The following is a 21,062-nucleotide window of genomic DNA, read 5'->3' as shown; positions in this document are numbered from 1 at the left end:
GAGCGCCCATGCGAACCAGCAAGCGAACCGAGATCCTCGAAGCGGCCACCCGCGTCGTGGAGCGCGAAGGAGTCAAGAGCGTCACCTTCGACTCCGTCGCCGCCGAAGCCGGCCTGACCAAAGGCGGACTGCTCTACCACTTCGCCTCCCGCGAGGACCTCGTCCAGGCCATCCACCAACACCTCGCCGACCAATGGGAAGCCGGCATGACGGCGGCAGCAGGCAAACCCGCCACCGAGGCCACCCCCATCGAACGGCTCACCGCCTACACCCGTGTCGCCACCCACAGCGCCACCCGGGCCGAGCTTCTCTTCATGCTCGAAGGAACGACGACCGCCGAGCACGCGGCCCCCTGGGACGCGGTGACGCAACGGTGGGCCCCACCCCTGACCGCAGACACCGACGACGCCGCCGCGCTCGACCGGCTCATCGCCCGCCTGGCAGCCGACGGCCTGTGGCTGTACGAATCCCTGACCACCGAACGGATGGATCCCGCACTGCGGGATGCCGTCGCCGAACGCATCGCCAGCACCCTCAACCACGACGACGCCTGAAATTGGACGCCCGCGTTTCGTGTCCGCAGGCCATCTTGGCTACGGCGTCCCCCAATGACGTCACCGTAGCCAGCCCACTTGGGCTCATCATCCGGTGATCGCTGCCCATGACCGCCCCAGCGTGCCGTACGGCCGGCTTGACTGCCTTTCCGTGCGAGATGGTGCCCAACAGGCGGATCATCACCCGAAGCTGTTTACCCACGATCCGGGTCGGGCCGTTGGACAAGTGGGCGATGGCCTCCGCCACGACCTCCTCCGGCCTGACCGAATGCGGGACCTGAGTCGACTCATCGGCCAGGCTCCTGCGGCTGACCAGCAGTCGGCGCAGCGTGGGCGTATCGGTGGGCCCGAATATCAGCGACAGGACATGTACACCCCTCCGTGCAGTTCCGTCCACAGCGCCGCCGAGTGCCCGCGACGGCTATGAGGCGGTCTCCGCAAGTAGGGGTGGCTCTGTTCACGAGAACGGGCTCTGGCTCAGCTTCTGTGAAAGCCGCAGCCCAAGCTGCTACGAGGGCGTGTTCGACACTCCACCCGACGTGCTGGCCGCGTCGATGCCGCTGGCCCAGCGCCTGGCGGCGGCCATGAGGACCGCGCTCGACGCCACAGGCGTCAACATCTTGAGTGCCAGCGGACCCGGATCGGAACAGTCGGTACCTCACCTGCACATCCACGTAGTGGGCCGAAGGGGTGTATCTGGGCCGGTCTGCGGGGTGGGCCGCTCTGATCGCGATCTTGCCTCGGCCGCCGGGTTAAGGTCCGCGTGGAAACGCTCCCCTGAGGCAGTTCCCGCTGCTCCCGCCGGCGTCCTTGGAGGCTCGCAGGTATGCCCCGTTCGTACGGCGGGCCAGCGAACGGCCGACGAGACTTCCTGGCCGGGCTCCCGTCGGGAGCGGCCGCCCTGCTCGCAGCGGTCGCTGCGGTGCTGAGCACGCTGATCATCGCCACGCCCGCCGCTGCGGCCGTGCCCAGTTGCAGGGTCGGGGCTTACGTCACCGACCTCTACGCGGTGGATCCGGTCGAGAGCACCGTGAACGCGGACCTGTGGCTGTGGAGCGTATGCCCACGCAAGGACCTTGCCGCTGTCCAGCGTCTCGAATTCACCAACGCGACGAAGACGACGCTGACCGCGCCTTCCAGCGAGAAGGTGGACAACGAGTACTGGACTCAGGTCAAAGTGTCCGGGACCTTCCGGCAGACCCTGAACCTGACGGACTTCCCGTTCGACAAACAGGTCGTCCGGATCCGGGTTGAGGAAAACAAACTGGACAGGTCACGGTTCGTCTACCGGGCGGATGCGAAGAACTCCACGTACAACCCCAGGATCCATCCCGGCGACTTCAAGATCACGCGATTCCGGATCGGCGTCGGTGACGCGCCCTACAGGACGAGCTTCGGCGATCCCCGGCTCAAACAAGGAGGCAGCAGTCACTACTCCCAGCTGGTGATCGAGTTCCAGCTCACCCGAGTGGACCTCACGAGTTTCGGCAAGCAGATCCTGCCGGTGTATGTGGCTCTCATGGTCGCCCTGATCTCGTTTCTGATCTGGTCGAAGGACAACGAGGTCGCCATGGTCGCACGGCTCGGGATTCTCGGTGCCGCGCTCTTCACGATCATGCTCAACCTACGGGCAGTCGACGAGGCGCTGGGCACCTTCCTGAACGTGACGCTGGTCGAAGAGATCCACTTCATGAGCCTGCTCTACGTACTGGTCGGTGTCGCCAACACCACCTACATCATGAAGCTGTTGACCGATCCCATGGCCGAACCGGCGGCGCGGCGCTTCAACAACCGCACTTTCGCCATCGCGACGGGCTTGTACCTCATCGCCAACATCGTCGTCATCGCCCTCACCGTGTCGTTCTGAGTCTCCGGGAGACGGTGGAGGCTCGCCGACGCCGTCGCATCCGCACTTATCCCCCCCAGTGCACTGAGCCGCGCGACCAGGTTCGCTGAGATGGAAGCCCGAATGGCTGGGGCCGTTGAGAAGACGACTCGATTGAGTGCGAAGGGACAGCAGGGCCCCCATCCAGCTTCGCCACCCACAGTCGCGACCGGGGCCCCCTGGTTACCCAGTGCTACATGCCACCTGGCGGTCACAATACGAGCACCGTGCCGTGAAGTCCCGAGGCGACTTCACCACGACCTCGGCTGCCTGGCTTTATTCACGAGTAGTGGTTCTGGCTCAGGTTGTGTGATCCGTGCACTGTGAGTGACGAATGAACTCCCTGGGGTGTCCTGGGAAGTTGCCTCAGAACGAGCAATGGCACGCGTGATTGGGCCGACAGTTCGTGGCTGTGAATGAGATCTTGTTCCGGCTGGAGGAGCTGCTGTTCCCGTCGACCGCGGACGTCGCGGTGCTGTCGGTAGACGTGAACATCGCGATGGTGCGTGTTGATGTGCGGTGCACCACCGTGGGCGCCTTGTGTCCGGGGTGTGGGGCGTGGTCCGCCCAGGTGCACGGCTCCTACCTGCGGTTTCCCGCTGATGTTCCGAGCGCGGGACGAAGTGTCGTCCTCCAGCTGCGGGACCGCCGGTTCGCTTGTCGGAACGTTGAGTGCGGACATCGCACGTTCGTCGAGCAGATACCTGGCCCGACCCGGAGGAATGGTCAGCGGACCGAGCGGCTCCGCTCGGCCCTGGCCGCGATCGGTCTTGCCCTCGCGGGCCGGGCCGGTGCCCGCCTGGCCGCCATCGTGGGCGGGGCGGTCAGCCGCAGCACAGTCCTGCGACTGGTCGCCGCGCTTCCCGAACCGGATTTGCCCGCCCCGCGGGTGGTCGGCGTCGACGAGTACGCCACCCGCAAGGGCCGCCGCTACGGGACCGTTCTTGTGGACGTCGAGACCCGCCGGCCCATCGACCTGCTGCCCGACCGGGAGTCGTCGACCTTGGCGGCGTGGCTGGCCCAGCGGCCCGGAATCGAGGTGGTCTGCCGAGACCGCGCACCGTTCTTCGCCGAAGGTGCCGCCATCGGCGCCCCGCAAGCCGTGCAAGTCGCAGACCGGTGGCACCTCTGGCACAACCTCAGTGAGGCCGCCGAGCGGAGCATCGCCCAGCACCGCCGATGCCTGTGCGTCCTAATACTCCAGCAGGATTTCGCTGTCTGACCTGTGGGTTTGGCTGGGCGGCCGGATTGTAGCGGGACGTGGAATGGTCAGGGGTGGTTTCACGGAGGCCGTCCCTCGATCGTGCGACAACGCCGCACGTAATGACAGCGACGGGGAAAGTGCCCCCGTGTGATGACGGAGCGTGCTGCCGAGCAGTGGGACCTGGATCTGGACGACCTCTTCGTGACCATCGGCCACCGTTTCAGCCGTGTGGAGCTGCGCCGCCGCATGCGTGACTACGTGCGCGGACTGCTCGCCCCGGTGGCCCGCAAGAACAGCTGGCAACTGGCCGAGCAGGCAGGCCACTCGACTCCTGACGGACTGCAGCACCTGCTCGCCGGCGCGAAGTGGGAGTCCGACGACATCCGCGACGACCTGCAGCAATACGTCGCTGACAAGCTCGGGGAAGACGACGGAGTCCTCATCATCGACGACACCGGCTTCATCAAGAAGGGCACCACTTCCGCCGGGGTCCAGCGCCAGTATTCCGGGACCGCCGGCCGTACCGAGAATTGCCAGATCGGCGTCTTCGCCGCCTACGCCACCGCCTGCGGCCGGGCTCTGGTCGATCGCGAGCTGTACCTGCCCAAGTCCTGGACCGGGGACCGCGAACGCTGCCGCCTGGCGAAAGTCCCGCACGAGCGGACCTTCGCCACCAAGGGCGAACTGGCCCGGCACATCGTGCTCCGCGCCCTCGCCTCACCACTGCCCATCTCCTGGGTCACCGCGGATTCCGCCTACGGACAGGAGAGCCGCTTCCGCCGGCTCCTGGAGCAGTCGGGCGTCGGCTACGTACTGGCCGTGCCCAAATCCCAGTTCAGCGTGGGCTGTCCCCGCATCGACGGCCTGTTCGCGCAGGCCCCGGACGAGGCATGGGAGAAGATCTCGTGCGGCGACGGCGCGAAGGGCCCGCGCGTCTACCACTGGGCGGCAGTTCGGCTGCCGGCTGTGGCTGAGTTCGACTACCAGGGGGAGGTCCCTCACCGGATACGGTGGGCGCTGGCCCGGCGCAGCATCCGCAAGCCCGACGAGATCGCCTACTACCTCGCCTACGCTCCGTTGGGGACGAGTGTTGTGGAGCTGGTGCGGATCGCCGGGTCGCGCTGGGCGATCGAGGAGTGTTTCCAGGCCGCGAAGAACGAGTGCGGCCTGGACCAGTACGAAGTCCGACGTTACCCGGGTTGGTATCGGCACATCACTCTGGCGATGCTCGCGCACGCCTTCCTCGCCGTCACGGCACACCGGGCCCGGGAAAAGGGGGCGGAACCGGTGAGGCAGCCGGGGCCGTCGGGCTCACCGTGGCAGAGGTTCGGCGACTCCTGGCAGCTTGTCGGCCCCAACCCCCGCACCTGCGCGGACGTCGAGGCCGACACCACGCGGTGAGCTGGTCGAACTGGCGCCGACGACGACAAGCAGTCGCGCGTCGCTGTCATTACGTGCGGCGTTGTCGCACGATCGAGGGACGGCCTCCGTGAAACCACCCCTGACCATTCCACGTCCCGCTACAATCCGGCCGCCCAGCCAAACCCACAGGTCAGACAGCGAAATCCTGCTGGAGTACTAAGTACCCCAGCGACCTGAAACGGCCGAGCCGGAGCCTGCACCGGAGCCCTCCGACTCACCTTGGCCGACCGGCCACCGGTTCGCCGACCGAACCAGGACCGTTCACGCCACGGTCCACGCCCTGGTGGAGGCGGGACACAGCCGCCGCGCGATCCAGCGGCAGCTCGGCATGACCAGCCGAACCGTCAAACGGTACGCGGACGCTGCCAGGCCGCCTCCTGGCAGAAAGAAGGCGGCGGCAACCGCGACGAGGGCGAGAGCGACACCAGCGCCTCAGACAACAACACCGACACCAGCAGCAAGGACGGCGGGAGCGACGACGGGACAACGATGGTCCTGGGCACCAAGTTCGTCGCGTTCTCCACCCGACACCGCGGCTACTTCCGCCGGGGCTTCCTCCGCTACCGCCACGTCCCTCACGACCACCCCGGCGGCGAAGCCGCCATCGCCCTGGAAACCGCCTGCGCCGTCCTCGACGCAGCCGACGGCTGTATGGGCGTCCTCTACGACGGCGCCTTCCGCGGCACGCACCGCGACATCATCGCCCGCCGCGGAAGACTCCTCATCAACAAACAGCACAAGGGCGCCCGCCCCCGCTACATCCGCACCCTCACCCACCCCCACTGTGCCCACGAACTCTGGTCCAAGAACGGACGCTTCCACGAACGCGTCTTCCTCGACAACGGCACCAGCACCCTGCTGCCCGCCCCTGTCCGCAAACTCGAACGCCGCCGCTCCGCCCACACCCACCGCTGGTACCACCTTCTGGCCATCCCCTGTCCCCGCGGCCCGCATGAACACCGCGAACCCGTCGGCATCACCACCACCCCCGGCGAACGTGAAGCAGGACACAGCGACACCGAACAAGGCTTCCACCGCGCCGAACACCTCCACCAAATCCCCGACGCCACCCGCACCCACCAGACCCTCTACGGCGGTCGCGACGGCAGCGAATCCGGCTTCTCACAACTCGACCGTTCCCTCTGGAACCGCCGCATGATCGCCTTCGGAGCCGAAGCCCAGAGCCTCGTCATCCTCGGCTTCGTGCTCGCCCAGAACACCACCAGCCACGCCCGCTACACCGAAGACCCCACATACACCGACGCAGACGCAGAAACCATCGACGACACCGGCCAAAGCCCGGCGCGCTGAGGCAGCCACCACGGCCCCGCCCACATCCGCTACGCTGTCCTGGTCTGCCCTCACGGGCAGCCCAGGACCTTGCCTCAACATGGACGAGTCATCACTCAGAGTATTCATCCACGTTTCACGCAAGGCCCGCCTTCGTAGCTCAGGGGATAGAGCACCGCTCTCCTAAAGCGGGTGTCGCAGGTTCGAATCCTGCCGAGGGCACCAGCCAAAAGGCCCCGGACCGATCATGGTCCGGGGCCTTTGACATCCACTTCTGACATCAACGCCGGCGATCACTGGCGACCGGGGCGCCTCTTGAGTAGCCGGTCCATGTGGCTGATCGCCTCGCGCTGGGTGTCGTGGACGACGTGCGTGTAGACGTCCATGGTGATGCTGATCTGGCTATGGCCGAGGATCTCCATCACGACGCGCGGGGCCACCCCCGGCAGCGGTGAGGATCGTGGCGCAGCCGTGCCGGGCGTCGTGCAGCCGGATGACCCGCAGGCCGGCCGACTCGGCAACGCGGGTGAAGGAGCGGTAGACGTTGCGTGGCTCGACGGCGTGGCCGGTCCGGGTGGCGAAGACGTATCCGCCCTCCTGCCACCTCTTCCCCGCTCGTTTCTTGGCAGCTATCTGCCGCATACGGTGCCAGCGCAGCGGAGCAACGCACATGGCGGGTAGCGGGACCGCCCGACGGCGACGCCCCTTGGGATCGTCGTCGTAGAGGACACCGCGCCGCCGCTGGGTCTGCTGACAGACGTGAAGGACGCGGTTCTCCAGGTCGACATCCTTCCAGCGGAGTCCGACGATTTCACCACGGCGCAGGCCCATGGTGATCGCGAGCACGAACGCGGCGCACAGCGGGTCCTTCCGGGCAGCCGCCAGAAACTCCAAGGTCTCGTCCAGCGTCCAGGGACTCAGCTCGCGGGACTTGGCGCGCGGCGGCTCGACAAGACCGGCCACGTTCCGGTTGAAGACGGACGTGTGACTCGTACTTGTCGTACGTGCTGAGCTTCCTGCGTGGCTTGATGATGTTGTCGCGCCAATACGGCAGCCACTCGGCGAGCTTGGCCGAGCGGGTGGGTACGGGGATGCCGCTCTCGGACTTGGCCAGCAGCTCACGGCGCTTGGTGTCGCACTCGGTCCAGGTCTTGCCGTAGGCGAACTTGCGGGCGCGGGTGCCGTCGGCTGGAGGACATGGACGGCGGCTTGATAGCGGCCATCCTTGCGCTTGGTGATGGTGCCCGCGCCGTTCGGGTTGCGCTTGCGCTGGGTGGCCATCAGGCAGCCTCCTGGATCTCATGGGTGATGAAGTCGCGCAAGGCGTGACCGGGGATGCGCCGGGCACGGCCGACCGTGATGGAAAGCAGTCGCCGGGATCGGATCAAGTCGTAGACCGTGAACCGGCCGAGGCGAAGCCGGGCCATCACTTCCGGGACGGTCAGCAGTTCATCGGCCATGAGAGCCGTCTCCCTCCGAGCGGTCTGCGTGGAGTAGGTCGGTGAGCCAGGCTTCGTCTCGTGTGAGGCCGTTTCCGGCGTAGTCCCAGCGGGAGAGGACGAGCGTGGAGAGCGCGGGTGCGTGGGCGTCTTCGCCGCGTGCGAGGGCGGCTTGGAGGCGCTGCCATTCGGCGCGGGCCTGGCGGAGGGTTCCGAGGGTGGTCGAGTAGCGGCGGGTCTTGGTGGAGAAGTGGCCGCGGAAGCCGAGCATGTGGGCCCAGGCGCGGAGGCGGAGGTGTTCGAGGTCGGGGCGTGCGCCGAGGTCCCAGCAGGTGCGGACGAGGCGGCGGGCGTGTTCGGTGAGGTCGGTGTGGGCGAGTTCGGCCAGGAGGCGGATGCGGTGGTCGAGGGTGCCGGTGGCGGTTTCGGCGCCCTTGGTGGCGTACTTGGCGATGTAGCCGGCCACGGCGCGGTCGGTGAGTTCGGTGCCGCCCGCGAAGTCGGCGCCCCGGATGGTGCGTACGTCGAGTTGGCGGCCGAAGGCGAACGTGTGCGCGTGGCCGTCGAGGACGGGTCCGGTGACGCGGGCGGCGAGGGTGGCGGATGCGATGGCGTCGGTGAGGAGTTCGGCGGTGGCCCAGGCCGGGGGTGGGGTGGCGCCGCCGTCGGGGCCGTCGATGCGGATGACGGCGTGGAAGTGGACGGCGCCGCGCCGCTGGTATTCGGCGACTTTGGCGAAGGAGACGCGGGCGTGCTGGCGGAAGGCGCGTTGGGTGAGTCAGGCGCGCTTGGCTGTCTCGCGGCGGAGGTAGATGGAGAAGCGCCGCCACAGGGCCCCGGCGTGGGCGTTCCAGAGCACCGCGGCTTCGTAGTCGTACGAGTTCGGGTGGAGAGGGGTGCCGAGGGCGGGATCGTCGGCGGGGTGGGTGGTGCCGCAGTGGCAGGCGGGGCGGCCGGTGGGGCGGTTGTGGACGGGGCCGAAGCTGGGGGCGGTGAAGGTGGCGAAGACTCGCGGGTGGTGCGCGACCTGTTCGGGGGTGCCTTTGCCGCCGCGTAGTCCGGCGGTGATCAGGTGGTAGGTGTCGCGACGGTAGGTCTTGGCGCAGGAGGAGCACCGGGTGGGGGACTGTAAAACGTTCGTCGTTTGACAGACCCCCCGACGAACTGTCGATCAGAGTGACGCGGGCGGGATGCTCTGCTCGTACTGGAAGACGTTGCAGGGGTCGTACTTCGCCTTGATCTTGCGCAGCCGCTCGAAGTTTTGTCTCCCCCAGTAGGCGGTCTCCCACTCCTGCATTCCGACGTTCGGCACGTTGACGTAGGCGCCGTCCACGTAGGGCCGCATCGCCTGGCTGAACTCGGCGGTCCAGGCCTGGCATGTCGAGGTGAGCGGGTCGCAGACGCCTGGTGTCGTTGAAGGAGTCCCCCAGGCTGCGCCGATCTCGCCGTAGAAAATCGCGTCGCGGTGCACGAACGACGTGCCGCCGCGGGGCTCCCTCTTGATCGCCCCGCCGAAGGCATCGACGAAGTAGTTGCTGTCCTCCGTGGGAGCGTTTCGCATGAAGTCGCCGATGACGTCGATCGCCTCCTTCGGGAACAGCTGCTTGGCGAACTCCGAGAAGAACTTCACGTTGGCGGGCTCTTGCGCGCGCGGGACCTGGGATCCCGCAAAGATGTCGCCCCAGTTACCGACCTGCACCTTCACATCGGGCGTACCGACCGACAGGATCGGGGCCAGCATCTCTTCGGCCTCTGCCGCCGACCCCTCCGCGAGCCACCCGAACAGCAGGATCTGGGACTTGTGGATCTCGACTTCGGATCCGAGACGGTTGTCGGCGAACGGTACCGTACGCTGCCATGCATCGAAGATCCCGTGCAGGTCCCCCAGGCCGTCCCAGGTCGCCTGCACATAGGCGATACGCTTGAGCGAGTGCACCTTGTAGGTGAGTTGCGTGACGATCCCGAAGTTGCCGTTTCCCGCCCCGCGGAGCGCCCACAGCAGGTCCGAGTGGTCATTCAAGTCGGCACGGATCACCTTGGCGCAGTCGTCACCCGACGGGACGACGACCTCGGTCCCGATCAGGCTGTCGCAAGCCATGCCGAGCCAGCGGTTGAGGGGCCCGAGGCCGCCGCCGACCGTCGCACCGACCAAGCCGACGCTGCCCTCACTTCCGGTCGTGACGGCAAGGTTCTGCTTGGCGAGCGTCGTCACCGCTTCCAACTGGGTCAGCCCGGCGCCGACCGTCGCGATACGGGCGTCGGTGTCGATCTGGACCGACTTCAGCTGGCTGACGTCGATCACGATGCCGTTGTCGACGTTCGACCAGCCCTCAAGGGCGTGGCGGCCGCTCCGTACGCGCAGCGCGACGTCGTGCTGCCGCGCCCACGTGAGGGCGTTCACCACGTCCTGGGTTTCCTGTGCGAAGACGATGACCAGCGGATAGTGAGAGAAGAGCTGGTCGTACCCGATTCGGTCATCCGTGTACGAGGCGTCCCCGGGGCGGACGATGTGGCCGGTCAGCTTCGCCGGCGGGCATCCCGGCCTTCCACTCGGGTCGCTCGCGGCCATAAGGCCCGGGGTGCTCGCGGCCGCGATATCCGGCGCGCCTGCGGCCGTAAGGCCCGGGACGACGACCGCCCCGACGCCGGCGGCCGCCGACGCCCTGAGCAGGTAGCGGCGAGAAACATCGCTCAAGGTCCAGATCCTCTCGATCGGGCTACCCCGGTACACGGCTAAGGGAGCCCTTATCTGCCCGCTGCCGGGCAGTCCTTTGTGGTTGACCTCCGCACGCTAAGGGGGTGGTCGTGCGGTGTTTCCCGACACGCCAATTGAGGTCGATGACAACAGCCTGAAGGAGTAACCCAGCGGATCTCGTCATAACCGGTTCGTGAGATCGCCGTTTGTTGTGCGCCGACTGTCGCTGTGACAGCGGTGACGGCAGTCCTGACGGCAACGACGGCGTACCGCGGCAGACCCGCACGCCCGTCGGCGGAATGGGGACCAGCTGCTAAAGCCTGGTTGAACCGGTGTGCCCGCACCTTCTGAGCGCCCGGTCGGGTTGGGCGGGTGAGTGTCAAACTGCGTGACAACGCCGACGCACGGCGGCGGACAACCGCGGACGTCTGAGGACCGTCACGACAGGTGAGAGACACACCGACCCAAGGTCAAACGCTCGCCCAACTTGCTTCGGGACCAAGAGGCCTCGCCCAAGGTCTCGCCGCCAGACTTCCACCGGCGCATCTTGCTCTGGTCGACGGCATGGCACCGCGGCTGAGGCCGGTGGGGGTACAGCGAGACACACGCGCGCCTGATCGGTCGGCATTCCCGCCGTCGTGGCTAACTGTCGTCGGCTGAGGCTCAGACCGACCAGACACTTCCAGAGGAGCCGTCGTTGCCGGTGAGAAGCTGGACCGCCGCGCAGATGAGGACGGACGCGACAGCCTTGCGGGACAGACCACCTGACATCCATCGCTGACATCAACGGCCGTGGACATGGGCAGTCCCCGGCACCGGAAGACGACCTTCCCACCTTCACGACCGGCCCTGCCCACGGTCCGGTGATCGAACTCCTAAAGCGGGGGTCGCAGGTTCGAATCCTGCCGAGGGCACAGAGAAACACCTGGTGAAAGGCCCTTCCGTCCAGCGAACGGGAGGGCCTTCGTGCGCGCGGCACGGTCGCCGGGGCGGGATTCGGTTTCAGGCGGCGTGCGGAGTGAAGGTGACGCGGGAGTCACCCTCGTCGATGGCCAGGTTCAGTGTGCCGTCCAGGGCCTTGGCCAGGCGTCGCAGCAACGGAAGAGTGGGCACGGTGTCGCCGCCCTCCATCCGGGACACCTGAGGCTGCGTCAGCCCGGCCCGCTCGGCCATGTTCGGCCTCGCAGACCTTCTGGGCCTGATGCGCACGTTCGACTTCCGCCGCCTCACGCATCCTCGTCCTACGGAACACCGTCAACAGAATGATCCGCTGTCCGGAGGCGAGCCAGTACGGGATGCGCACGGCCTCGCCGTCCAGTGCGAAGCGCAGCTCACGCAGCTTGCCGCCCAGGTGACGCGAGTACGGCTCACCAAGCGTCGTCGGCTCGTCCAGGAGACGGTCCGTCTTGTCCTCCACCCGCCGGTAGAGGCGGAACGGAAGCAACTCCCTTCACGAGCCTCCGCGACCCACGCCTCCCTCTGGCCACGCCGCGCGCCCGCGATCCGTGCGTGGCGTGGTGGGCGGGCCGCCGTCGTACGGGACTCCCGCTCGTGTCGCCAGGCCGGCGATCAGGAGTTCTATGCCGTAGTGGAACTCCACGTCGTGGTCGCTGACGGCCAGGTGGGGTGCCGTGGCGGACAGGAGGGGGTCTCCCGTCGCCGTGATCTCGTCGATCCGCTGTCGTACCTGGCCGGGGTCCACCGTGCCCACGGTGATGGCGGAGCCCAGTTCGCGCATGATCGAGCCGGACATGAAGGCGACGTAGCCGCGTAGGGCGTGGACCTGTTCCTCGGGTGTGAGGCCCAGTTCGGTGAGGGCGGCCAGGGCGGAGCGGATGGATTGCAGGGACGCGGGGGACTGTGTGGGGCGGACGCAGACCAGGTGGAAGGCCTTGGGGTGCTGTTGGGCGGCGGCGCGGAAGGCGATGGCGTGGGCCCGGATGCGGTCCTGCCAGGTGCCGGTGTCCGCTCCCGTGAAGTCGATGCGGGCGAGCAGCAGTTCGGCCACGCCGTTCAGGAGCGCTTCCTTGTTGGGGACGTGGTTGTAGAGCGACATGACCTCGACGTCGAGTTCAGTGGCCAGCCGTCGCAGGGAGAAGGAGTCGGGGCCGTCGCGGTCGATCAGCTTCAGGGCCGCCTCGGTCACTTTCTCCCGGGTCAGCCCGAGACGTCTGCCTCGGCCGGTGCCTCGGACGCTCATGGTCGGCCTCCTGTGCGCCGGATCGGTGTCCGGGCACCCCTTGACATCACTTACAGCGCAAGTCTAGCTTCGGCGAAGACATACGCCATAAGTGTTCTCTCCGTTCGTCGTTCAGGCCCCCCTGCCCGACCCGCGGTTCCTCCAGCCCACACGGCCTGAACGAACAGGACATCCCATGCTCACCGCCGAGATACGCGCGGCCCGCCAGAAGCTCGTCCTCGACCACTTCCGGGACGAGGTCCGCCAGGAGTGGGACGACGTCCTGTCGACGTTCCCGCATCCGCACTACGAGCTGATCCCGACCATGCAGGTCCACGACGGCGACACGGCCGTACGCGGCTACTACCACGACACCCGGGTCGCCTTCCCCGACCAGGACCACGAGATCATCGCGTTCCGTCACAGCGACGACGCCGTGATCGCCGAGTTCTGGCTGCTGGGCACCCACCTCGGCCCGCTCGGGGCCATCCCGGCCACCGGCAGCCGGTTCCGGGTGCGGATGACCGCGTACTTCCTCTTCGACGCCGACGAGAACCTGGTCTGCGAACGCGTCTACTTCGACACCCTGACCATGCTCAAGCAGCTCATCGGCGGCCTGAACATGAGGAACCCCAAGAACTGGCTCCTGGCGGCCCGCTGTCTCAAGGGCCTGCTCTCCATGTCCGGCGACGAGCCCCATCCCTCGCTCGTCAACACCACGTCCCCCGCCTTCGCCGACTGACGGCGAGGACCCGGCCATGAAGGTCCACCATCTCAACTGCGGCACGATGCTGCTGCCGACCGCGCACCTGGTCTGCCATGTCCTCCTCGTCGAGACGGCGGGCGGGCTGGTCCTCGTCGACTCCGGCCTCGGGCTGGAGGACGTCGCGGATCCCCGGCGGCGTTTCGGTCCTGCACGTCATCTCGTCAGGCCCGTCTTCCGGGCCGAGGAGACCGCCGCGCACCAGGTCGAGCGGCTGGGCTTCGCGCGGGACGACGTACGGCACATCGTCCTCACGCACGTCGACGCGGACCACATCGGAGGCATCGCCGACTTCCCGCACGCCCAGGTCCATCTCACCGCGGCCGAGGCGCTCGGATCCATGGTCGCCCCGTCCCGGCGGGAGAGGCTCCGCTACCGGCCGGCCCAGTGGGCCCACGGCCCGAAGATCGTGGAGCACAGCCCGGACGGCGAGAGGTGGCTCGGGTTCGCCGCGGCGAAGGAGCTCGACTCCATCGCCCCGGGCATCGTCCTCGTCTCGCTCCCCGGCCACACCCGCGGACACGCGTGTGTCGCGGTCGACACCGGCACCCGCTGGCTGCTGCACGCCGGTGACGCCTTCTACCACCACGGCACGGTCGACGGCCGTACGCCCGTCCCCGCCGCCCTGCGGGCCATGGAGACCCTCGTCGCCTGGGACCGGAGGAGGGTCAGGGACAACCACGCCCGCCTCGCCGAGCTGTACCGGCGCACGGATTCCGGTCCGGCGGACTCCGGTCCGGCGGTCTTCTCCGCCCACGACCCGGTTCTGTACGAGAAGGCTCGCGCCGGGGCGTGACGGCGTCGCGGTGTCGCGGCGTCAGGGGCGCGGGATCAGCCGGGCCTCGGTCAGCGGGTCCGGCCGGTTGTGCCCCGGGGCCGGCATGGGCGGGTCCGTGACGGGGGCCGTGGCGGAGGCGGAGGCCGGGGGCGACTCGGTGATGGGGCGCGAGCCCGTGGTCGTCGCCACGCGGTCGGCCAGCCAGCGCTGGCCCGGGGAACCGTCGCGGGGACGTACCACCACATCGGCGTCCGCGTCCCGTGAAACCGGGGTCACCGCGAGGTCGTCCTGCCAGCGGGGGATCAGGGTGCCCTGCACCGTCAGGTCGTACCGTACGTCGGCGGCGCGGGCCGGGCGGGTGGCGCAGCGGCCGAGGACGGCGACGCCGTCGACACCGCGGGAGTTCAGGCACAGTCCGGGCTCGGCGGCGCTGCGCAGGAGGCCGTCGTCCTCGTACGACCACTGCTGGGTGCCGACCGAGGAGCAGGTCGCCATCGTCGCCGCCGAGCCGAGCCGCGGCCGGGCGTCGCGGCTGTCCAGGCACAGGCCGTCCGCGGCGTTGCGCAGCCGGATGTCCTGCGGGCCCGTGGCCATCCCGGCGGGGTCGGGCGGGAGTTGGCCGTCCGCGCCCGCGGAGCCGGTGTGCGCGGGGTAGGGGGCGGACGCGCTGCTGGACGCGGCGGAGCCGTAGTCGTCGTGGGCGTGCCGCGCGGGCCACAGGCTGACGGTCAGGACGGCCGCGAGCAGGATCACCGAGCCGGCTCCCAGGCCGGCGACGAGGGCGCGGGTGGGGGCCGGCGACAGGGGGGAGACCCGGTTGAGCACGGTGAGCGCCGGCAGGAGCCGCTGCCGGCCCGGCGCCGAGTGGCGGCCGGCGGGACGCGCGGCGGCGCCGGCCCGGGGGTCCGCCGTACGGGCGTCGGCCCGCAGGTCGAGGTAGCGGCGGGCGCCCCAGCCCAGTACGGCCTCCGCCAGCAGGACGTCCAACTTGCCGTTGAAATGGCCGAGTTGGTCGGCGGCGTCCCGGCAGTGCGCGCACTCGGCGAGATGGTTCCGTACGTCGGGGAGCAGGGCGCCGCCGCGACGAATCGGTACATCGAGCAGACGGTTGTAATACCGGCATTCCGGCTTCGGGGCGATTTCGATGTGTGCCCGGAGACAGCCTCTCCGGAATTCCTCGCGCGCTTGTTCCAGTTCGATGCGCGCCGTATCGGTATCGAGGGCGAGCAATGCCGCCGGTACGGATATGGGCTCGGCCTCGACCTCGGTGTGCCACAGCAGGCACTGCGCAGTTCCCGACATCGCCCGAAAAGAGCGAACGGCGAGCTTGCGATGGCTCGCGTCGCGCGTCCTCGCCGCCCTCGTGCCACGCGCCACCGCCGGTCTCCCCAGTTCGGGAAGGAGATCCCTGATCGGTTCGGCCGACGACCAGGCACCCACCATGTCCCGTACGGTGACGAGCAGTTGAGGTCTCAGCGCGGCGCCGGGTTCGGCCCGGCCGAGGACTTCGAGCACCTGATGGAACGTCGCGGCGGCGACCACCGACGCGCTCTTCGCCGGGGAGGCGAGGCAGACCGCCGCGTAGTCGTGGACCGCTTCCCAGTGCCGCGCCATCAGCAGCGCCACGGGGTACGTGTCCCCCGTACCGGCTCTCGCCCGGAGTGCGGCGAGAAGGCGTGCGTCGGATTCCCCTGGGCCGGGGGACGGCTGGGGCGGACGGGCGGAGCGGGGCGGATAGGCAGGGCGTGGGGGGTGAGGGGGGTGCACAGAGATACTTCCTTCCAGGGCGCAATGTGACACGCAGAAGTTCTGGCCTGAAAAGCAGACCCTCGATTGGTACATACCTGTTCGGTATTGGCACTACGGGACGGCGCGGTCGGCGCGGTCGGCGCCCGTAATTTCGAGGGACGGAGCAATGGCAGCCATGGACCATGCACGAGGAAGTTCACCATTCCACAAGTGACTCGACGGAAACAAGACACATGGCAGATCGCTGTTTTGAAGGTAAGTCAATGTGTCCGCGCGGAGGGCGACTTATCCGTGGGTACGCGCAATGCCCGTGCCGTACCCGGCCGTTGACCTGCCGCTCAGAGCCCTGTGCGCACTCCGCTCCTTGCGCACAGCCGACGCCCTGCGCGCACACCACTCCCTGCGCGCACGCGACGCCCTACGCGCACTTGACCCGCATCTGCGCCGCGGCGTGGTGCGCCCCGAACCGCTCCTGGCTGCCCCAGTCCTGGCCCCGGTCGACCAGCCGTACGGAGAACACCTTCCCCTTGACCGGATAACTGCCCACCTGGACCAGGCTGCCGCGGTGCACGGTCTGGCGTACGCCGAAGGCCGCGTAGCCGGAGGTGCCGTCCGCCGGATCGGCGAGCACCTGGTAGACGGTGGGGTCGCCCGCCGCGTCGGCGTCGTGACCACTGTCCGGTACGTAGATCGCGAGGGCGCACTTCTTGTACGACGCGTCGAGCTTCCAGGACCAGACGGCGGTGGAACCCCGGTCGACGTTCGGGCTGCCGGACATCGGCACGGCGGAGAACCGGCCGTCGCACGAACCACCCTTGTAGCCGCCGGTCTTGACGGTGTACCAGGCGGCCTTGCCGTTCTCGAAGCGGCCGTGCTCGCGGTAGGTGCCGGTCGTACAGCCGGGGCCGGCCCACTCCCCCGTACCCGGTCCGTGGCCCGGCGCCGAGGCGGAGTCGGAGGGTGCGGGCGGGGCCGGGGCCGGGGGCGCGGACGGCCCCGGTCCGGCAGCCGCGCCGCCCGCCTGGCCCCCGCCCCCGCCGGCCGCGCCTTCGCCGCCGGCGCCGCCGTCGCCGGCGCCGCCGTCGCCGGCGCCGCCGTCGCCGGGGCCCGGGGTGACCACACCGCCCAGCCCCGGCAGCTCCGGGGACCCGATCCGCGACGGCTGCCCGTCGGCGGAGGGGCCGCGTCCGGCGTCGCCCCCGCCGCTCGTACCGACGACGGCGACCACCGCGCCCAGACAGCCGAGGGCCACCACCGCCACGGTGACCAGCAGGCGCTTGCGCGGGGCCGAGGCGGCGGAGGGGGCGGCCGGGGACGGTCCGCCGGGGCCCGGCGCGCTTCCCGGCGTCATCGTTCTGGACACCCAGAGGTCGTCGTCCGGCGGTGGCGGCTCATACGCACGGATCACGTCGTACTCGTCGGGCCCGCCGGTCCCGCGCTGTTCGCCCGGTACGCCGTACCCGCCCGCTACGCCGTACTCACTCTGCACGCCGTACTCGCTCTGTACGCCGTACTCACCCGGTACGCCCTGCTCGCCCCGGAACTCCTCGGTGCCCGCGCCACATACGGGACACTGCATGCCCGGCAGCGAGAGTCCATGGCCATTCCCGCACCGCTCACACCTCATGCCGCCTCACTATGGGGGATCACGGTGCGCTCCGGCAGCAGAAGACCACGATTGGTCTACCAATTCTCCGCCGCCCACTCCCGCGCCGCCGTCCCCCTCCGCCCCGCCGCGTTGACCTTGCCCCAAGGTCAGGGCGCAGCCTCCGCCCGCCGGGCCGAAGGAGGCCCGGTGACGGAGGATGGGGCCTCGTGGACGGTGTGGAATTGCTCACGATCGGTGAGTTCGCGGCGCGCTCGCGGCTCTCGCCCAAGGCGCTGCGGCTGTACGACCGGCTCGGCCTGCTCACCCCCGCCCGGGTCGACGCGGCCACCGGCTACCGCTGGTACCGCCCCGACCAGGTGGAACGCGCCCGGCTGGTCGCGCTGCTCCGGCAGCTCGACATGCCGCTGGCGCGGATCGCCGAGGTGGTTGTCCTGCCCGGCGAACGGGCGGCGACCGAGGTGGCCGCGTACTGGACCGACATCGAGGAGCGCCATGTCGTACGGAGCGCGCTGGCCGCCCATATCCGTGACCGGCTGTCAGGCAGGAGAACGCACATGTACGAGGTCAGGACCGTCGACGTACCGGAGCAGGCCGTACTCACCGAGCGCAGGCATCTGCTCGCCGACGAACTGCCCCGCTGGATCCCCGCCGCCCTCGGTCGGCTGACCGGGGCCGCCGGGGAGTGCGGGGGCGTGGCGGGCGCTCCGTTCGTCGTCTACCACGCGGCGGTGAGCCCGGACAGCGACGGGCCGGCGGAGGTGTGTGTCCCCGTCGCGGACGTGGCCGCGGCGCGGGCGTACGTGTCGGCTGCCACCGGCGCGGGCCGTACGACCGGAGTGCGCGTGGATCCCGCGCGGCGTCTCGCGTACGTACGGATCACCAAGGCCCAGGTGGCGCACCCGCAGATCCTCTCCGCGTTCGAGGCGGTGGAGGAGTGGATCGCGGGGCAGGGGCTGTCCGTCGGCGGGCCGTGCCGTGAGGTCTACTTCGCCGACTGGGACGCGGCGTCGGCGTCCGACGAGGTCTGCGACATCGCCTTCCCCGTGGAGTGAGCTCGGAGTGAGCTCGGGGTGAGTGCTGGGTGCGTGCGGGGTGCGTGCGGGGTGCGTGTGGAGGGAGTCCCCGCGTGCGCGGCGCGCTCTCCCGTGCCGGGAGGGGCGCTAGGACCACTGGCGTACCGCCGCCGTCATCGCCTCGATCGCGTCGCGCATGCGGGACGGGTCCGTACGGACCGTGCGGCTGACCTCCACGTGGAGGAACGGGACGTCCTTGTCCGCCGCGAGGACGCCCTGCTTGTTCTTGCGGCCCGCCAGCGGGCACTTCGCGGACCAGGCGCGGCAGACCCGGAAGCCGTCGTCGGACAGGGCGCGTGCCAGGGTGACGGCCTGGGGGCGGGCCGCCTCGCCCGCGCCGGTGGAGACGACGAGGTCGTGGTCAGGGGCGCTGCTGTCCGCGAATCCGTGCACCTGGATCCCGGGCATCCGGCGGGCGACCAGTTCGGCGCAGACGGCGTGGAAGACGGTGTCGCGGCGGTGCGCCACGTCGGCTGCCTTGCCCTCCCCCGCGGTACGGCGCGTCCCGGCGATCACCAGCACCCCGCCGGGCGTACCGCGCAGGACGCCGACGCCGAGCTGGTCGCTGTACGCGTCGGCGACGGGGTGCGGTACCTGTACGGAGAAGTGGACCGGGGCGTCGAGCGCCACGTACACGCGCCCCCAGCCGCGTACGTTCTCGCCCGCCCGGTCGGCGATCTCGGCGTACCGGCGGCCCGGCGCGTCGCTCGCCCCGGACGGGGCGGACCCGGTCGTGGCGGGTGCCCGTACGGTGTCGCGCAGGATCCGTACGCCGAAGTCGACCTCGGCCAGCCTGCGTTCGGCCGCCTCGTGCTTGCCGTCCACGTACAGCGCGACCCCCTCGGCGAGGGTGTCGCGCTGGGCCCGGTTCGGCGGCAGGTAGCGGGCGTCCGCCACCTTGGCCGTGGCGAAGTCGGCTATCCGGTGTTCCAGGTCGACCTCGGTGGCCAGGTCGGCGTCGCCGGTCCCGGCGGGCGGGGAGGACGTGCCGGAGGACCGGCCCAGCAGGGGGGTGACGATCACCACAACCACCGCGATCAGGGCTGCGACCAGCAGGCTTGCCATGATTGTTATCTTCACGGTCGGAGATCGTGTCATATGCGGGTCAAAATACCAGTGTGAAGAGATCCCTCCCTCTGTCCCGCGCAGTGCCCCGCACGGCTCTGCGCACGACGGCGCGTACCGCCCTGCGCGCCGCCGCGGTCCTCGCTCTCGCCACCGCCGTCGCGGGGTGTTCCGCACTCGGCTCGGGTGACGACGGCGGATCGGGCGGGAGCGAGGAAGCGAAAGGCGGCGGCCCGTCGTTCACGGTGGCCGCGGCCGGTGACGTACTGATCCACCCGCCCCTGATCGACCAGGCCGCCAAGGACGCGAAGGCGCCCGGCGGCAACGGCAAGGGGCTGGACTTCGGCCCGCTGATGGCGGGCGTGCAGCCGGTGATCAGCAAGGCGGACCTGGCGATCTGCCACATGGAGCCGGTGATCGCCAAGAAGGGCGGCCCCTACGAGGGCTTCCCGAACTTCCAGATCCCGCCGGACATCGCCGGCACGCTCAAGGACATCGGGTACGACACCTGCTCGACGGCGTCGAACCACTCGATCGACCACGGCCCCGCGGGTGTGAAGCGCACGCTCGACACCCTCGACGAGGCCGGTCTGAAGCACACCGGTTCCGCCCGCACCAAGGACGAGGCCGAGACGCCGCTGATCGTGGACGTCAAGGGGGTGAAGGTCGCGCAGATCTCCTTCGCCTTCGGCTTCGTCAAGCACGAAGTGCCCGCCGACAAGCCCTGGTTGGTCAACAAGACCTCCTTCAAGGCGATCGCCGCCGCCGAGCGCGCGGCGCGCAAGGCGGGCGCGGACGTCGTCATCCTCAGCATCCACTGGGGGCGCGAGCACCAGCCGGAGCCCAGCACCGCGCAGATGAAGCTCGCGAAGCGCATCGCCGAGAAGACCGGCATCAACCTGGTGATCGGCCACCACGCCCATGTCGTACAGCCGATGGAGAAGGTCGGCGGCACCTGGTTCGCCTACGGTCTGGGCAACCAGGTCGCCCGGCACGAGGTGCCCAGCGGTACGTCCGAGGAGGGCGTCATCGGCTGGTTCACCTTCACCAAGCGGGCCGGTGAGTGGGACGTGAAGGCGCAGTACGTGCCGACGTTCGTGGACACCCCGCCCGACCCGGAGGACCACGAGGACCCCGACAGCCTGCCGGCGGGGGCGGTCACGGACTACCGCCTGCTGGACCCGGCGCGGGCGGTCAAGGACGGCAAGGGCGCCGATGGGAAGAAGTTCACGCAGGAGCAACTCGCCCGCTACCAACTGGCCTTCGACCGTACACAAGGCACGATGCTGAATCGTGGTGCGGAGAAGGACGGGCTGACGCCCCTTCAGGCCCTGCCCGAGTGAGGGTGGGTGGGGGC

Annotated in this window: 16 protein-coding genes, 1 tRNA gene and 4 pseudogenes; 11 read left to right on the top strand and 10 right to left on the bottom strand. The window is 69.3% G+C overall.

The genetic code is table 11. The features are described 5' to 3' along the window. Positions 1 to 8: 8 nt before the first annotated feature. From ACIBJC_RS13445 to ACIBJC_RS13415, 7 genes are all read left to right on the top strand, one after another. The gene (locus ACIBJC_RS13445; RefSeq protein ID WP_399291649.1) at positions 9 to 554 is read left to right on the top strand and encodes a TetR/AcrR family transcriptional regulator; all 546 of its coding nucleotides are present in this window, start codon (positions 9 to 11) and stop codon (positions 552 to 554) included. A gap of 329 nt (positions 555 to 883) precedes the next feature. Next, complete coding sequence (locus ACIBJC_RS13440; protein WP_399291647.1) at positions 884 to 1,483, top strand: HIT family protein; 600 nt, start codon at positions 884 to 886, stop codon at positions 1,481 to 1,483. Further along, positions 1,381 to 2,421, top strand: coding sequence for a hypothetical protein (locus ACIBJC_RS13435; RefSeq protein ID WP_399291645.1), 1,041 nt, complete (start codon positions 1,381 to 1,383; stop codon positions 2,419 to 2,421). Before ACIBJC_RS13440 ends, ACIBJC_RS13435 begins: the two co-directional genes overlap by 103 nt. Positions 2,422 to 2,851: 430 nt before the next feature. Continuing rightward, positions 2,852 to 3,661, top strand: a complete 810-nt coding sequence (locus ACIBJC_RS13430) for an ISL3 family transposase (protein ID WP_399291643.1) — start codon at positions 2,852 to 2,854, stop codon at positions 3,659 to 3,661. 132 nt (positions 3,662 to 3,793) lie between these two features. After that, positions 3,794 to 5,044 (top strand): IS701 family transposase, encoded by a 1,251-nt coding sequence (locus ACIBJC_RS13425; protein WP_399291641.1) that lies wholly within the window; start codon positions 3,794 to 3,796, stop codon positions 5,042 to 5,044. A 510-nt stretch (positions 5,045 to 5,554) separates the two neighbouring features. Beyond that, on the top strand, positions 5,555 to 6,376 hold the full coding sequence (locus tag ACIBJC_RS13420) for a hypothetical protein (protein WP_399291639.1): 822 nt from the start codon (positions 5,555 to 5,557) through the stop codon (positions 6,374 to 6,376). Positions 6,377 to 6,504: 128 nt separating this feature from the next. Continuing rightward, positions 6,505 to 6,580, top strand: a tRNA-Arg gene (locus ACIBJC_RS13415). Positions 6,581 to 6,648: 68 nt separating this feature from the next. Here ACIBJC_RS13415 and ACIBJC_RS13410 read toward each other — a convergent pair. The 7 genes and pseudogenes from ACIBJC_RS13410 to ACIBJC_RS13380 all read right to left on the bottom strand — a co-directional run bounded on the left by ACIBJC_RS13410 (position 6,649) and on the right by ACIBJC_RS13380 (position 12,689). Next, a pseudogene (locus ACIBJC_RS13410) lies at positions 6,649 to 7,636 on the bottom strand (tyrosine-type recombinase/integrase). Beyond that, on the bottom strand, positions 7,636 to 7,815 hold the full coding sequence (locus tag ACIBJC_RS13405; protein ID WP_399291637.1) for a helix-turn-helix domain-containing protein: 180 nt from the start codon (positions 7,813 to 7,815) through the stop codon (positions 7,636 to 7,638). Before ACIBJC_RS13405 ends, ACIBJC_RS13410 begins: the two are co-directional and overlap by 1 nt. Further along, positions 7,805 to 8,914: pseudogene (locus ACIBJC_RS13400) on the bottom strand (replication initiator); the annotation flags it as partial. The pseudogene ACIBJC_RS13400 and the gene ACIBJC_RS13405, both read right to left, overlap by 11 nt. A 51-nt stretch (positions 8,915 to 8,965) precedes the next feature. Beyond that, complete coding sequence (locus ACIBJC_RS13395; protein WP_399291635.1) at positions 8,966 to 10,525, bottom strand: FAD-binding oxidoreductase; 1,560 nt, start codon at positions 10,523 to 10,525, stop codon at positions 8,966 to 8,968. A 966-nt stretch (positions 10,526 to 11,491) separates the two neighbouring features. Then, positions 11,492 to 11,662: pseudogene (locus ACIBJC_RS13390) on the bottom strand (helix-turn-helix domain-containing protein); the annotation flags it as partial. Further along, positions 11,652 to 11,933: pseudogene (locus tag ACIBJC_RS13385) on the bottom strand (type II toxin-antitoxin system RelE/ParE family toxin); the annotation flags it as partial. The pseudogenes ACIBJC_RS13385 and ACIBJC_RS13390, both read right to left, overlap by 11 nt. 6 nt (positions 11,934 to 11,939) lie before the next feature. After that, positions 11,940 to 12,689 carry a TetR/AcrR family transcriptional regulator C-terminal domain-containing protein gene (locus ACIBJC_RS13380; RefSeq protein WP_399291633.1) on the bottom strand — a complete coding sequence of 250 codons (750 nt, stop codon included), beginning with the start codon at positions 12,687 to 12,689 and terminating at the stop codon, positions 11,940 to 11,942. Positions 12,690 to 12,864: 175 nt separating this feature from the next. Here ACIBJC_RS13380 and ACIBJC_RS13375 point away from each other — a divergent pair, with 175 nt between their 5' ends. Continuing rightward, positions 12,865 to 13,410, top strand: coding sequence for an ester cyclase (locus ACIBJC_RS13375; RefSeq protein ID WP_399291631.1), 546 nt, complete (start codon positions 12,865 to 12,867; stop codon positions 13,408 to 13,410). A 16-nt stretch (positions 13,411 to 13,426) separates the two neighbouring features. Next, positions 13,427 to 14,227, top strand: a complete 801-nt coding sequence (locus ACIBJC_RS13370; RefSeq protein WP_399291629.1) for an MBL fold metallo-hydrolase — start codon at positions 13,427 to 13,429, stop codon at positions 14,225 to 14,227. Between the two features lie 21 nt (positions 14,228 to 14,248). On the opposite strand, the gene ACIBJC_RS13365 is transcribed toward ACIBJC_RS13370, so the two are convergent. Continuing rightward, complete coding sequence (locus ACIBJC_RS13365; RefSeq protein WP_399291627.1) at positions 14,249 to 15,835, bottom strand: RICIN domain-containing protein; 1,587 nt, start codon at positions 15,833 to 15,835, stop codon at positions 14,249 to 14,251. A 541-nt stretch (positions 15,836 to 16,376) separates the two neighbouring features. Next, a complete protein-coding gene (locus ACIBJC_RS13360) occupies positions 16,377 to 17,537 on the bottom strand; it encodes an adhesin (RefSeq protein WP_399291625.1) in 1,161 nt (386 codons plus the stop codon). A 236-nt stretch (positions 17,538 to 17,773) separates the two neighbouring features. On the opposite strand from ACIBJC_RS13360, the gene ACIBJC_RS13355 reads away from it, so the two are divergent. Further along, complete coding sequence (locus tag ACIBJC_RS13355; protein ID WP_399291623.1) at positions 17,774 to 18,619, top strand: MerR family transcriptional regulator; 846 nt, start codon at positions 17,774 to 17,776, stop codon at positions 18,617 to 18,619. Positions 18,620 to 18,727: 108 nt separating this feature from the next. Here the strand turns inward: ACIBJC_RS13355 and ACIBJC_RS13350 are convergent, their stop codons facing one another. After that, positions 18,728 to 19,705, bottom strand: a complete 978-nt coding sequence (locus ACIBJC_RS13350; protein ID WP_399291621.1) for a hypothetical protein — start codon at positions 19,703 to 19,705, stop codon at positions 18,728 to 18,730. 53 nt (positions 19,706 to 19,758) lie between these two features. On the opposite strand from ACIBJC_RS13350, the gene ACIBJC_RS13345 reads away from it, so the two are divergent. Continuing rightward, positions 19,759 to 21,048: a CapA family protein gene (locus tag ACIBJC_RS13345; protein WP_399291619.1), complete on the top strand. Its 1,290-nt coding sequence runs from the start codon at positions 19,759 to 19,761 to the stop codon at positions 21,046 to 21,048. Positions 21,049 to 21,062 lie beyond the last annotated feature (14 nt).

This window comes from Streptomyces sp. NPDC050509 (genome assembly GCF_044457965.1).
Classification (GTDB): domain Bacteria; phylum Actinomycetota; class Actinomycetes; order Streptomycetales; family Streptomycetaceae; genus Streptomyces.
The sequence above is the reverse complement of the archived record's forward strand: the minus strand, read 5'-3'. Positions and strand labels throughout refer to the sequence as shown.